Raw genomic sequence first — 14,603 nt, 5'->3', positions numbered from 1 at the left:
GCAGAGGTCAATGAACAAGATGAACACAAACAATCAAGCCGAAGTGACTGCTGACACCTCCGCCAAACGCGCCGTGATGGACCGATTGCGGACCACACCGATCGACGTTCCGGCACTGCCAGAGATTGACCTTGATCGGGTCATCGAATTCGAGGATCCGATCGCCAAATTTTCGGAAATGCTCGCGCTGGTGGGTGGTCAAGCTCATGTCGTGGATGACATTGCCGAAGTCAAAACGATCCTGGATCAGATCGATGTCTATCGCGATGCGCGTCGAGTGGTTTCCAATATGCCTGAGATTGTTGAAGGCAACCTTGACGCCCAGATGATTGACGACCCACACGCCCTGGCCACGCTGGACTGGACGATTGCCAAAGGAGAATTCATGGTCGCCGAAAACGGTGCGATCTGGATCGACGGCAACACCTTGCCTCATCGCGTGCTGTTATTCATCGCGCAGTACTTGGCGATTGTGGTCGATCGCTCAGCCATCGTCAGCAATATGCATCAGGCTTATGATCGAATTGATCGCTTCGACGGTCGCTTTGGCGTCTTCGTTTCGGGCCCCAGTAAAACTGCCGACATCGAGCAAAGCCTCGTCTTGGGTGCCCACGGTTGTCGCAAACTGCAAGTGTTTATCATTTGACCAACGGATCTGCGCTGCGGCAATCTTCTGAGTTGTCCAGAGATTGACGTTCCAAACGCAGATCCCGACGGAAAGATTGCAGTCTGAACGCAGAAGCCACCATGACTTCCACCATGGAGCGGCATCACGAACGCCTTAACAACGTCGACGCCGAACGAATAAGCCCAACGACAGTGCGGCATACACCGCTACACTGGATGGCTCGGGGACGGCCAGAGCCTGCACCTGTGCTCCCAGGACTCCATTGAATGTTGTCACTCGGATGTTGACACCCTCTTCGGCAGGAGCGCCAAAGACCGTAAACTTGCTGAGGTGCTCTAACAAAAAGTCATCGGGAGTCTCGTTGTTAAACAGCACCACTGCGTCGAATGAGCGGAGATCAATTGTGGACTCCACTACTGGTTGATCTCCACCGTAGAAACGCAAGGTCGATTCATCACTCAGCGAGACAGTCGAGTCGGTAATGAATCGAGTCAAGAGCGCGGCATGATTGGAAAGATCAATCACACCTTCCACCCCATGGATGCCTGCCCCATTGCTCATCCGCGTCGTCCCACCCCGCAGCGTCATGATACGACCGCCCAAGTTCAGGCTGAGACCAGCACCACCAAGGCCTCCAACGCTCCCGGACTCAACCAACACATCAACCGTCAGCGGGGGATTTCCATTGACGGTGGATCCGTCCCAGCAACACCATCAATCGCGGTCCAATTCGCTTCTTGGTAGAGGCTAACACCATCACCACCGGCGTCCCAGGTGATCAGCCCAGCTTTTGCCACATCGCCTAGTAGGAAAATACCAACAATGGTTAATAGAACGGTGATTCTCATGACAGGCGGGAGCAAGCAAAGTGGGATTCAATTCAAGTGACTTTATCCGGCAGTGAAACATCGTGTCATCGTGTGACCTGCGTCACTGGCTGCCCCCAACTGACACGACTTCGACTTGCTGAGACCGGTTTTATAATCGACAGAATCCCTCTATCAATGAACCGCGGCAACGAACCGCGAAAAACAGGGCTCCCTCGGTTAGAATTCTCTCGAGGCGAGAAATTCGGGAAACACATCGCCTCATCGGCAGCCAACACCGACGGCACAACGAAACATTCAAGCCAGCGAAACATCATGAAAATCATCACGTCACTCATCGCGTTCATTCTGGCAGTTGTGTGCCTGAGTGCAAGCGGAGCTTTGGCGGCTGAACGCCCAAACATTCTCTGGTTTGTCGTTGACGATATGTCGGCCAACTTCTCCTGTTACGGCGAACAAACCATCCAAACGCCGCACGTCGATCAACTGGCAAAGGAAGGCCTACGATTCACACGAGCTTATGCGACATCGCCGGTCTGCTCGACATTCCGATCGGCTCTGATCACCGGCATGTATCAAACCACCATCGGATCGCACCATCACCGTAGCGGACGCGGCGAACACCGCATCACGTTGCCTGATGGAGTCCGCCCGGTCCCTTCGCTGTTCAAAGAAGCTGGCTACTACACCTGCATCGGAAGCGGCCTAGAAGAGCTTGATTATCGCAGTCAACCTGTCACTTCACGCACACGCAATCGGCTGGGAAAAACGGACTACAACTTTAATTGGGACGCATCGATCTACGACAGTCACGATTGGTCCGGAAGAGAGGAGCAACAGCCGTTTTTCATGCAAGTGCAGTTACACGGCGGCAAACTCCGCGGCGCGTCGGAGACGCAGTACGAGTCGTTCGACAAGCAAGTGGAAAGCGTCTTTGGTAACATCACTGACCCTCAAAGTGTGACGCTTCCACCGTACTATCCCCGAGACCCGGTCTTACTAAAAGATTGGTCAACCTACTTGGACAGCGTCCGCATCACCGACCACCACGTCGGACAGGTCATGAAGCGTCTGAAGGAAGAAAAGATCCTTGAAAACACGCTGATTGTCTTCTTTACCGACCATGGGATCAGCCATGCTCGCGGCAAGCAGTTCCTCTACGACGAAGGAACGCATATTCCTCTGGTCATTCGCGGCCCGGGAATCCAAAGCAATGCGACTCGCACCGATCTGGTCGAACACATCGACATCGCAGCGCTGTCTCTAGCCGCTGCAGGCATTGAAATCCCGCCGGCCATGCAAGGGCAGGAAATTCTCGCAAGTGACTTTCAACCGAAGCAGTCCATCTATGCGGCGCGTGACCGTTGCGGAGAGGCCGCTGACCGCATCCGATCGGTACGTACCGACCGTTACCTCTACATCAAGAATTTCTACCCCGAGCGCCCGCATATGATGCCCAGCAATTACAAGGACAGCAAGCTCATCATCAAACGCATGCGAGATCTCCACCAACGTGATGCGTTGGGAGCACTTACGACGGAGCTTCTCTTCTCTGCAACCCGCCCAGCCGAAGAACTCTATCTCTACGGGCAGGATCGCTGGCAGACGGAAAACCTTGCTTCCAACCCTGACTATCAGCAGGAACTTTTGAAACACCGTCAAGAGCTAGACAAGTGGATTGAGGAAACCGGCGACCCTGGCCCCGAATCGCAAGCAGTCTACGACTTAGAAACCCAAGACCAAATCAACTCAACCCGAAGTAAAGTCTCCCGCGAAATTTACCGTAAAAACGCAGAGCTCTACAAACGCTGGGTGAGCGAAGGGAAATAGACACTCCCCTCAGAATGTTCTCTCGAGACAATCAGCCAGGGACAGTGCCCGGGGGTGGAGAAGATGAAATGTCACCAGCGATCGTGTCGCGACTGATCGGGTACGGGCCCAAGCGATGTCCTCTTTCTGGCCGCGTGATCAGATGGGAACAGCCCCTACTGATGACTGTGACGTGATCCTTCGTGGTTCCGTCCCGCTGCACGGCGATTGCCGACGGAGGCAAATTCAAAGGCCGAAAGAGCCGGCAGCATCAACGGAAGTAGCGATGTCCGTTGGTGGCCGAACCAAGATGAAGCAGTTCGCTTTGCATTTATGCGATCGATGACGAACCTGACCAGCGGCGGTCTGGCGGTGCAACGTCAATGGTCAGTGCTGCAAAGAAGATTGAAACACAGAGGTGCAAAGAGCACGGAGTGTTCCTTCCAGCACCGCTTAGGGGCCGTGCCCACATCAGAAGTCGGTTCAGGATTTATTGGCTGGACGAGGTTGCTAAATGCCTCGTTCACGAAACTGGTTCTGCAGTTCTTTTTCGATCACCGTCAGTTGCTCCAGGGACAAGCTATCAAGCGACTCAGGTTCGCCGCCAAGGATCTTTCGTAGAATCGAAATCCGTCCAAGTGCTTCGCCCTCAAGGCGTGCCTGATCAACGGCGTATTGCATTCTCGCCCTCTCATCGCGCTGGGCTTTGAGACGCTGTTCGTATTGGCTTCGATGTTGCTGGGGGCGTTGGGTCATGTCAAGTACCTGAGCGGCCTCGGTGAACGCGGGGCAGTTGAACCGTTGCTGGATTTCGTCGGTGGTCATTGCGTCGGCTTGACGGAAAAAGTACGCCCACGCCTCGACCGGATCAGCGATCACTTTATGATCGCTTGGTAGGGTGTATTTTGGCAACTCAAGAAGGTGGATTTGCAGGCCATTGGTCAGATTCAGGTTGCCCTCGCGACTGCGAAGCCGAAAATCACTGTGAATGGGCTGCGATTCGCGAAACATGATCGCGTCGAGCACGCAGATACTGATTGCGGGCCGCAGTCGCGTGTAGGCGTCTCCTTCGCCAATCTGGCCGACATAAAGCGATGCCGTGTAGTAGGCCAAACGCTCAGCCAATCCCGCCGGAAGGCTGGTCTGCATCTCGATATCATACACGCGCCCCGATGAATCTCGAGCGGCGATATCCAGGATCGACACTTTGTCCGTGTCATCGCCCTTGCCCAGAATCGGGTTCAGGATCTCGACTTCGGTGATCTGAATTTCATCCCCCAGGATGGCATTCAGAAAGTGCAGTGTAATCGCCGGATGCTCGGGGCTTCCTAAAAGCAACTTGAACGCGTAATCAACAGTGGGGTCAATCCCAATCGCCATGAGTGGTTCCGCATTTTGGAGGCTGACTTTGTTGCCAAAGTCTATCCGATTGAGAGGCAGTTCGCCATCAAAACCGTGCTCATTGGCCCAAGGCAGGACTCCATCAGGACCGCCAGCGTCGCGACTGATTCGGGTACGGGCCGAATCGATCTCCTCTTTTGGGCCCCGTGATCAGATGTGGGCCCAGTGATCAGACGGGGAAAAGCTTCTGCTGATGACTGTGACTGGATCCTTCGTGGTTCATTCCCGCTACACGGCAGTTGCAGGCGACCCTGGAAAGACGCGACCTTCCTAAACGATTCGTTGGCGACGGTTTCACACGACAACGGGATCCAACCTCATTGCTGTTGTTCACCCCTTCAGGGTAAATGGGGCGTTTTCCAGCGCACCCAGGGTGCGCTGCGCGCCCCTGCCTGGGTTGGGCTGTAAAACACCTTCGGCGTTCGGAGATCGTGGCATGCGACTTAACGAAGCAAAGGTGCAGTCACTCCCTGTTTGGTGAGAATGTCCAAGTACTTCTTGGGATCCGCTGCGATCTTCTTGGCACATCCGGGACAGCAAATGTAAATGGCTTTGCCCGATGCGTTGACTTTGTATGGCCCACCCATCGCGTCAAGTGGCTCATCCATGACGGGACAACGTTTTTGTGCGGCAATGAAGGGCGCGTCGGCAGTGGAGACTTTGAACACGCCATCGCGTACCTTTTCGCTACCTGCCGGCACGAACGCGGCAGATTTTGCAGACGCTTGCCCTGGCGGCGTTTTGTCAGAAACCATCGCCAAATATTTCGCCGGCTCAGCTTTGATTTTTTTGATACAGCCTTTGCAGCACAAGAAGATCGGCTTGTCACCAACCATGACTTTGATCGGTTGGCCCATGCTGCCCAGTGACTCATCCATGACCGGACACTTCGCTTGCTTTTTGATCAGTGCTGTGTCGGCTTCGGTAAGGGGAGTAACCGTGATCTTTGCGCGACCGCCAGCGTACTTTGCTGGATCGGCTTTCACAGCATCGGCACAACCAGCGCAGCACACATAAACTTGTCCCCCGTCCACATCGACGACAACGGGCTGCCCCATGCTGCCAAGTGGCTTGCCACTGACAGGGCAGATCTTCTGCCTGGCAATCGCTACCTCGGCGAGTTGCATCTCGCTAAGTGGGACACTCGCGACTTCTTGAAGGGCAATGCGCCCGTTGGCGGCGGATATGCCGATCAATTGAATCTCCAGTTCGATTTGTCGACCCGCTATTTTGGCGAGGTTGACCGGAGCGGTCAGGGCGCCCTTTCCATCGGGCAATAAGTCGTAACGGTAGCGTTTGGCGTTCCCTGTGACTCGAAGTGAAGCGACTCCGCGGCCTTGATTCACCGCCATCGGTTTGTCGGCACGGTCGTAGAGGAACAACTGAATGCCACCTTGATTCACGACGGTCTCGATTTGAACGCCATTGGCTTGCCGCACTGAACCTCCGTGCGGACCAGCAGTTTCCGAGAGCCCGACGTGGCTCTGTCCCTGATGCAGTGCTTCGCTCGGCCCCTTGTCGGCTGTTTGAGCCACGGCGTTGCACGAAGCAATGGCTGCAATCAGTAGCGCAACACCGGTCAGTCTCGTAAATGTTTGATTCATCCTTGTTCTCTCATGATTAGGGATTATTTCCCAAGAAGCCTGCGAGCCTCTTGGATGGACGACGAATGTCTATCTTCACAACGGATCAAAAAACGTTAGGCCGCTTTCATCAGTTCCTCCTCCGGCATCTGTTCAGTTCCCTCCCACAGCCCGTCGTTGAATCCAAATCGCATTTTGAATTCCAAGTAGGCGCTGTACAGGGTGGGAACGATGAATGAAGTGAACGGTTCGGCCAGCATGCCACCGAAGACGGGAATCGCCATCGCGCGGGCGACGTCGGCGCCTCGACCGGTGGCCAACAATACCGGAAGCAGCGCGGCCAACGTCGTGATCGTTGTCATCATGCAGGGGCGAATTCGTTTCAATCCCGCTTCGTAAACCGTATTGCGGATGTCTTGGACACTGGACACCTTGCGGCGTTGCATCAGTTGATGAATGTAAGTCGCCATGACCACACCGTCGTCCACAGCAAGCCCAAAGAGCGCGATGAACCCGACCCAAACAGCGGTGTTCAGTTCAACGTCCATCCAGCCGACGAAAACCATTCCACCGGCAAACGCGACCGGAATCCCAGAGAACACGGCCAATGAAATAGCAAGGTTTCGAAATTCGAGATAGATTAGCAGCAGGTTGATGAAGATCACCAACGGGATGATCCACATCAAGCGACGGTTGGCTTCAATCTGATTGCGGAAGCTTCCGACAGCCTCCAATGAGTAGCCCGGCGGTAGCGCAAGATGCTTGGGACTCGAAGGTGGCAAGTCCTGAGCTTCTCGAAGCTGTTCTTCAACGGCCGCGACCGATTCCAAATCACCTGCAGCGCCACTGGTCATGAAAGAGACGTGAGCAACCAGTCGAGCGTTTTCGCTATTAATCGCCCCCGGTCCCCATGTCGTTTCGAGCGATGCCAGTTCGCCCAGTGGCACGACCGCTCCGCTGTCAGTGACCACCGGAAGCCGACTAAGTTCATCAACCTGTTCGCGCAGATCCCGGTGGTAACGTAAACGCACGGGATATCGTTCGCGGCCCTCGACGGTGCGAATCAAATTCATGCCACCGAGTGCCGTTTCAATGACTTGGTTCACGGTGGCTGCATTCATTCCATAGCGTGAAGCGGCTTCACGGTCGACCGTGAACTCCAAATAAGGTTTGCCAAGTACGATGTCGGGATTCACGGTGCCGGCATTCACAAACGGAGACTCCTTCAATTGACCGGCCACTGCCATCGCGGCGTCAGCAAGCGTCTTGAGGTTGTCACCATAAACGCGAATCGCCATGGGCGCCTTGATGCCGCTTTGCAGCATGACAACGCGGCCTTCAATCGGCTGCAGCGCCGATGCAGGAGTGACTCCCGGCAAGGTGGCGACTTGGTTGATTTCATCCCAGACATCGCGAGCCGTCACGCCCTCGCGCCACTCGTTTTTGGGGCGGAGCATCACGTACGTTTCAATCATCGCCGCCGGTGCGGGATCAAGTGCCGATTCGACGCGTCCAATTTTGCCGAGCACGTCTTTGACTTCTGGAATCTGACCGATCAAAACGTCTTGTGTCTGCAACACCTGCATCGCCTGAGAAAAGCTTGCCGCGGGATAAAGCGTCGGCATGTAGAACCAACTGCCTTCGTCCAAGGCAATCCAATCGTCACTGCGCAAGCCAGTGAATGTGTGCTTCGCGTCGACGTAGCCAGGGAGCTCGTTCAAGTCGGCCTTGAAAACACTTGCCACCTGTTCCAACGGCCGCAACACCGTCGGCAGGCCAATCCAAGCGCCGCCCCCTAGCACCAGCAAGATCATTGGAAACGCCAACGCAAAGACCTTGTGATTCAGCGCCCAACGTAATCGAGCACCATAGATCCAACGAACCAAGCGGCTTGACGGTATCTCTTCGATCGGGCGAATGCGTTCTCGCAGAACCAGCCAGCCAACAATGAAAGCAAGCATGCCAACAACCGCGGTGACGACCCAATGGGTCATTCCAAAGTGACTGGCAATGCGATCACCCCACAAAAAGTGTGCCGCGGTGGACAAGAGTACGGCAAAGCTGAATCCTGTGACCGATGAGGCCAGTTTCGAGTGCCGCGAACTGCGGAGCAGCAGGCGACTGAGCGCCGGGACGATCGTCACCGCGGCAATCATCGCAGCGGCAATCGCGAATGTCTTGGTATAAGCCAAGGGTGAGAAGAGCCGATAGTCGCGGCCGGTAAGAAAGAAAACCGGCAGGAAACTGACGATGGTCGTCATCACCGCTGTGAAGACCGCCGGTGCGACTTCGATCGCAGCGTCTGAAATGACTTGCGCGCGATCCTTCGAACGTTGTTCCATCAGCCCGCCGTCTTCCCGTCCCCGTTCCTTCGATTCCCACTCCGCCAAGTGTCCGTAGATATTCTCAGAAACAATGATCGCCATATCCACCATTGTTCCAATGGCAATCGCGATACCTGCTAGCGACATGATGTTGGCGCCAACCCCCACCACCTGCATTGCAATGAACGACATCAAGACAGCCGCCGGCAGGCAGATGGCGACAACAAAGCTACTTCGGACATGCAACAGAAAAAGCACAATGATCACGGCCGTGATCAAAATTTCGTCGCGAAGTGCTGTCGTCAGAGTCGCGACTGTCTCGTCAATCAAACCGCTGCGATCGTAGACGCCATGAATGGTGACACCTTGAAGCGCAGGCTGAATCTGGGCGATTTTCGCCTTCACGCGGTCGATGACGACACGTGGGTTTTCGCCGTACCGCATGACGACGACACCGCCAACCGCTTCGCTACCGTTGTAATCGAGTGCACCGCGGCGGAAGTCGGGGCCAAGTTGCACCTTGGCAACGTCCGTAACGCGAACCGGAACCCCGTCGCGTTGCATGATGACGGTTTCTTCAATGTCGGAGATCGCCTGTGCGGTGTCGCCGTCGCTTCCCAATGCGCCTTTACTGCGAACAATGTACTCCATCCCGGTCGTTTCCACGGTCTTCGCTCCGACATCCAGGTTGGAACCCTGGATCGATTGCACCAGGGACTGGAGCGAAAGGTTGTGGTAGCGCAGCTTGTCGGGGTCAACTTCGATCTGATACTGACGCACGTATCCACCAATCGAGGCAACTTCACTCACGCCTGGAACGGCTTGCAGTTCGTACTTGACGACGAAGTCTTGCATGCTTCGCAGTTCCGCTAACCCCATGCCTTCGGCCGGCGGTTGGAGCGTGTAGTAGTAGATCTGGCCAAGTCCGGTGGCGTCAGGCCCTAGCTGCGGTATGACTCCATCAGGCAGCTGCGACGCCGCTGCGCCAAGCTGCTCGGAAACACGACTGCGAGCCCAGTAGAAGTCGATCTGATCCTTAAAAGTGACCTGAACAAAGCTGTATCCAAACATGCTTTTGCCGCGCACCGATTCTGCACCGGGCACGGCAAGCAGTGAGACGCTTAATGGATACGTCACCTGGTCCTCGATGTCTTTCGGAGACCGGCCCGGCCAAGGTGTCAGTACAATGACTTGGTTTTCACCCACATTTGGAATCGCGTCGATGGGAATGGCTTGGTAACTGAACCACCCCGCGACACTGACCCCAATCGCCAACAGCACAACCAGCCACGGCTCTTTGACGCAAAAGTGAATGATGATCCGCAGCATTACAGGCCCTCCTGCTGCGAAGCCACAGGCAGGGACGGAACCTCTGCGTTGATGGTCAAGTCACGAACGACCTGACCGCAGGTCAGCATTTCTGCGCCCCAGTAAGGATTGGCCAAATCGCCGCCGGGCTGCATCCAGTCGCCGCCGTTACCGGGAACCATCGGACAGTAATACTGTGTTAACGCCTCGGCAGTTTTGGGACCACGGGCGACAACAGCGGCACGAAGCATCGCGTGACTGACAGCGCGAAACGCCGCACGAGCAGCATCCAGCGGACCATCCATGCCAGCAGCAGCCCGTCGGGCACGTCCAAATTGGGTCTGAGCTTCGTCCGGGACGTTACCGAAGCTTTCCAAGCGAGCCAGCCCATCGACCAGCGTGTTCAATGCGACTGGTGGCGGCGGCGAATCCGATGCCATCGCCGTTTGAATATCGAAGTAAGCTTGGTACGCACGATCGAACTGCGCACCGGCCAGACCGGACAACACCACCGGTTCGTTCTCGGTTAGCTCAAGCGGTCCCGGAGGGAAATTCGGCGCCCGGCTTGGATCCATCAACGAGGGATTGCCAGCCAGTTGCATTTGCGAATCGATCAGGAAGTTACCGCCCGTTGCAACCGTCTCGCCCGCTGCCAAACCTTCGACGATGACGGCTTCTTTCTCTGTCATCGGTCCAACCGAAACCCGTCGAATCTCGAACCGACCAGGCTCGGTTTCAATGTAAATCACACCGTTGTCGCCAGCCATCAACACCGCATCACGAGGAACGGTCACAACGCGCTGTTCAGGCAAGGGATCTGGTGAGAAGCCGAGCTGTGACGTTGGCACGAGATCCATCCCGCACAGTGGACAAGGTCCTGGCTGCTCACGAATCACTTGCGGGTGCATCGGGCTGATGTACTTTCCAGCCAGTGCCGGATCGTAGACCGAGTCGGCGGGAATCGCAGGGACGGTGATTCGTGCGGTCGCAAAGTCACCCGGACGCAGCTTTCCGTCAAAATTCATGACCTCAACGCGAACTTGCACCGTCCGCGTTTTCGGATTCACGGTTGGCGCGATGAAGGCGACGCGGCCCGTGAACACTTCGCCCTGCATGGACTGGACCTCGGCCTCAACCTCCTGGCCGAATCGTACGGCAGAGGCATCATCCGGAAAGAGATCCAGCATGAGCCAGACCGACGTCAGATCGGCAATCCGGTAAAGCTTTTGTCCTGTTTTCACGTAATCGCCTTCAACCGCCGAGGCTTCGATTACTGTCCCACTTTGAGGCAATTTGATCCGGATTCGAGATTGCGGCTTGCGTGTCTTGCGAAGCTGCTCGATCTGCTCGTTCGTCATCCCCAGCTCACTCAGATTCTCTTGAGCCATCGCACCGAGGTCGTTTTGCCCGATGTCGAATCGGCCAACACTTCCTCCATCCAAGCTGGTGATAAATTCAGTCTGCGCGGAATACAGTTGTGGACTGTAGATCAGGGCGAGGTCGTCGCCTTTGGAAACACGAACACCGACATAGTCGGCATACATTTCTTCGAGACGACCATCGATGTATGCAGAGATCGTCGACAGTCGGCTTTCGTCGAACTCAATTGATCCAATCGTGCGTATCGTCCGACTTACATGGCTCATCTTCGACATTGCCGTTTGAATGCCGACCAATCGTCTTGCCACGGCTTCGATGTTGACGGACTTGCCGTCACCTAATCCGCTGTTCGTCGATTCGACCAATTCCATCGCACAGACCGGACAACGACCGGGCTGGCTGGACGGAGGAGTACAGATCATCGGACAGATGTATCGTTTGGGTTGGCCGGACGCGGCCTCATCGCCGGCTGGTTCCTGGCCGCCAAAACCATCTGCAGTCACCCATCCGGTTCGTTGAGCGACACCGATCAGGAACAGGATCAAGGCTGCCGTGGCAACGGTTGCAGCGGTGTTGACACCGACTCGGACAAGCCAATCTAATCCGCCGAGCTTGGAAACGGACGCGTTCACCGTCGTGGCCGATTGCGGCACGACCTGACTGGAACCGACAGCGTTGAGGGGTGCCGCATTGCTCACGTCGTCGGCCAGCGCTGTCTTGTCTTCCGCGTTCGATCTCTCGTTTGCGTTTGCACTGTTGTGACTAAAGTCCGTATCAGCGTTCGGCACAACATGCTCTGCCCGTTGGGGCTTTTCTTCCGATGTCATTGCGGCCTCATCAAGGGCTCAGCACAGGGATCGTCGCGCAGCGGAAGCGCGCTCGACGACATGAAACAGCATCACGATTGAACGGAGAGAGCTAGCGAGTTTCGTACGTCACAACCGGCGATGCAGGAGGAATCCCGGTCATCGCAGGCGTGACAAATGGCACAATGCGCGCGCAGCTCCAGACAAGAAGGCGTTAGAGACGCCAGATGCAAAGCATGACTTGGGCGAAATCGGACGACACCGCCGTCGCCAACTCAGTCGGTCCGATGGGCATCAAGCCATCAGCGTCCCACTGTGATTCATCGATAACGGTCGAATCGCATACAACGGGACCCCGGTTCTCACTGGTCGGGCAACGCGGCGACGAATCACTGAGCGGTTGAGACCGTTGCCCACACAAGCAAATCGATCGCACTGCAGCATCGACGGAAGCGGGAGTAGATGCAGATTGCTGCTCTGGCGATGAACTGCGAGTTTCAGCAGGAGCGTGTTCTTCGCTACAGCAACTTGTTCCGACCTCTTCTTTGGCGGCGGACTCCGGTTCAGAGTTGCAGCAACAGCAACGTTCGGCAGGACGCTCAACGTTACAGCGTCCGCACCCTTGGCACGTGGCTGAACCGGATTCTGCTGAACTGGATTCTGCTGAGTTGGATTCTGCTGAGTTGGCTTTTACTGAGCTGGTGACTTTCAAGCAAGCGGCTTGAGCCCCCCTATCAGCAAGACACAGCGTCACCGGCTGAATCGCCAAGGCGACGATCAGTAAAGGAATGACGGCTGATCGAGTTATGCGGAAGAGTTGCATCGGGTTGTGCCGAAAAGGTTACTCTGCAACAGAAAGTTAATCATAACAGCATTTGCTAAGAATCGTTCAACCCGAATATTTTAACATGCAAAGTTTGCGAGCGAATTTTGCCCGAAGCTGTGGCGATGCGATGCCATCAAGGCGATTCAAAACGCTCATCAATGCTAGCAAATGCAAGTTTTCTGTTGCCTCCTTGATGGCAATTTCGGTGGTGGGGTGCGCCTCCTCCAGGACGCCACCTTCGAGCGTCATGCAGAGTGCCGCTCCTCAAAAGGTGGGCGAGCGCCCGATCGAGATGGTCCCCCGCGAGCACGATTCGGCCGAATCACGCTCGATCCCCACCGAGATTCAGTCCGTGGGATTTAGCGAACTGATTCGAAATTCTGCCGAGACACCGGAATTTGTCCCTGCCCCGAGCGACGCTTCGGAGACCGATCGTGCCTCTGGCGTAGAAACCGTGCGTCAAGAGCCAGTCGACACGTCCGACTCGGTCGAGACCTTTATCGCGCTGGCGCTGGCCAATCACCCCAGCATTCAAGCCGCTCGTCAGCGTGTCTCGGCGGAGTTCCACCGGATACCACAAGTCCGCTCGTTGCCCGATCCCCAGTTCAAGAACACGTTCTGGCCGATCCACGATCAGTCACTGCAAACAGCCGCAGGCCGGCTTGGCAATCAGATGTCTGTATCGCAGGTCGTCCCCTGGCCGGAAAAGCTGCGAACTAAGGCGGCGATCGTTAGCCAAGAGGTGCGTGTGGCCCAGGCGGAAGTCCAACGCATCGAGCGGGAGATCACCGAGTCGGTTCGCCTGGCCTATTACGAAGTCTGGTTTGCAACGCGTGCCATCGAGATCAACAAAGAGACCCAGGAACTGATCAACGACCTGGCGAAGGTCGCCGAGGCTCGCTATCGAAGCGGCGGCACGCAGCAAGATGTCTTGCGTGCTCGACTGGAGTCTGATCGCCTGGCCAATCAACTTGTCAGTTTGGAAAAGCAAAAGCAAGTCGCCCAAGCAGACCTGGCAACGCTAGTCCAGCAACCTGTGATGCTGGTCATGGAATCGAGCGACAAACTGAGCCTTGCCAACGTCCCGCAGCAGCTTGATGAACTGATTGCGTTGGCCGAACAGTGCAATCCCAAGTTAGCCGGTTTGGCGTCGGAGATCCAGCGGGACCGCCAAAAGCAGCGACTGGCCTGCTTGCAAAAATACCCCAACCTTCAGTTTGGCTTGAACTGGGGATTGGTCAGCGACGACAGCAACGTCATCAGCCCGGTTGCCAACGGACACGACCAAATCAACTTCAACGTCGGAACGACACTTCCAATCTGGCGTGACAAGATCAACGCCGGTGTTCGCGAGGCCGCCAATCGCACCAGCAGCACCGCCAAACGACTGGATGCTGAGCGCGATGCCTTATATGGCAAGCTAAGGCGATTGCTGGTTCAAGCGGATGCCCTCGTCGAACAACGTGACATCTACGCACAGCGGATCATCCCGCGAACCGAAGACACCCTAACCTTGGCGATCGCCGACTATCGTGGCAAACGAACCGACTTTTTCAGCCTGATCGAAACGTATCGCGAACTGCTGATGTTCGAGACTCAACTGGCCAGGATCGAAGCATCGCTGGCCGGGACGCTGGCTCAGGTGGAGCGAACCGTCGGCTGTCCTCAGTGATCGCCAATGCTCTAGCGAACAGGTGGCAGACAAGTTACC

General features: G+C 55.9%; 9 protein-coding genes. 3 read left to right on the top strand and 6 right to left on the bottom strand.

The genetic code is table 11. The features are described from left to right. Positions 1 to 19 precede the first annotated feature (19 nt). Positions 20 to 646, top strand: a complete 627-nt coding sequence (locus SV7mr_RS10150) for a LutC/YkgG family protein (RefSeq protein ID WP_145271626.1) — start codon at positions 20 to 22, stop codon at positions 644 to 646. A gap of 135 nt (positions 647 to 781) precedes the next feature. Here SV7mr_RS10150 and SV7mr_RS10145 read toward each other — a convergent pair whose 3' ends face one another. Both SV7mr_RS10145 and SV7mr_RS10140 read right to left on the bottom strand, forming a co-directional pair. Then, positions 782 to 1,216, bottom strand: coding sequence for a hypothetical protein (locus SV7mr_RS10145; RefSeq protein WP_419188353.1), 435 nt, complete (start codon positions 1,214 to 1,216; stop codon positions 782 to 784). A gap of 80 nt (positions 1,217 to 1,296) precedes the next feature. Beyond that, entirely contained in the window at positions 1,297 to 1,476 is a 180-nt protein-coding gene (locus SV7mr_RS10140; RefSeq protein WP_145271622.1) for a hypothetical protein, read from the bottom strand. Positions 1,477 to 1,770: 294 nt separating this feature from the next. Between SV7mr_RS10140 and SV7mr_RS10135 the strand changes: the two genes are divergently transcribed. Then, the gene (locus SV7mr_RS10135; protein ID WP_145271620.1) at positions 1,771 to 3,285 is read left to right on the top strand and encodes a sulfatase family protein; all 1,515 of its coding nucleotides are present in this window, start codon (positions 1,771 to 1,773) and stop codon (positions 3,283 to 3,285) included. A 489-nt stretch (positions 3,286 to 3,774) separates the two neighbouring features. Here the strand turns inward: SV7mr_RS10135 and SV7mr_RS10130 are convergent, their stop codons facing one another. From SV7mr_RS10130 to SV7mr_RS10115, 4 genes are all read right to left on the bottom strand, one after another. Then, positions 3,775 to 4,644 carry an Rpn family recombination-promoting nuclease/putative transposase gene (locus SV7mr_RS10130; RefSeq protein WP_145271618.1) on the bottom strand — a complete coding sequence of 290 codons (870 nt, stop codon included), beginning with the start codon at positions 4,642 to 4,644 and terminating at the stop codon, positions 3,775 to 3,777. Between the two features lie 464 nt (positions 4,645 to 5,108). Then, complete coding sequence (locus tag SV7mr_RS25275; protein WP_419188352.1) at positions 5,109 to 6,269, bottom strand: hypothetical protein; 1,161 nt, start codon at positions 6,267 to 6,269, stop codon at positions 5,109 to 5,111. A 95-nt stretch (positions 6,270 to 6,364) separates the two neighbouring features. Next, positions 6,365 to 9,901 carry an efflux RND transporter permease subunit gene (locus tag SV7mr_RS10120; RefSeq protein ID WP_145271616.1) on the bottom strand — a complete coding sequence of 1,179 codons (3,537 nt, stop codon included), beginning with the start codon at positions 9,899 to 9,901 and terminating at the stop codon, positions 6,365 to 6,367. Continuing rightward, on the bottom strand, positions 9,901 to 12,087 hold the full coding sequence (locus SV7mr_RS10115) for a heavy metal-binding domain-containing protein (RefSeq protein ID WP_145271614.1): 2,187 nt from the start codon (positions 12,085 to 12,087) through the stop codon (positions 9,901 to 9,903). Before SV7mr_RS10115 ends, SV7mr_RS10120 begins: the two co-directional genes overlap by 1 nt. Before the next feature lie 1,052 nt (positions 12,088 to 13,139). Here SV7mr_RS10115 and SV7mr_RS10110 point away from each other — a divergent pair. Next, positions 13,140 to 14,564: a TolC family protein gene (locus SV7mr_RS10110; protein ID WP_419188351.1), complete on the top strand. Its 1,425-nt coding sequence runs from the start codon at positions 13,140 to 13,142 to the stop codon at positions 14,562 to 14,564. Positions 14,565 to 14,603: the final 39 nt, after the last annotated feature.

Origin of the sequence: Stieleria bergensis (genome assembly GCA_007745635.1) — a bacterium.
GTDB classification, from domain to species: Bacteria; Planctomycetota; Planctomycetia; order Pirellulales; family Pirellulaceae; genus Stieleria; species Stieleria bergensis.
This window is presented reverse-complemented; position numbering and strand designations above follow the sequence as displayed.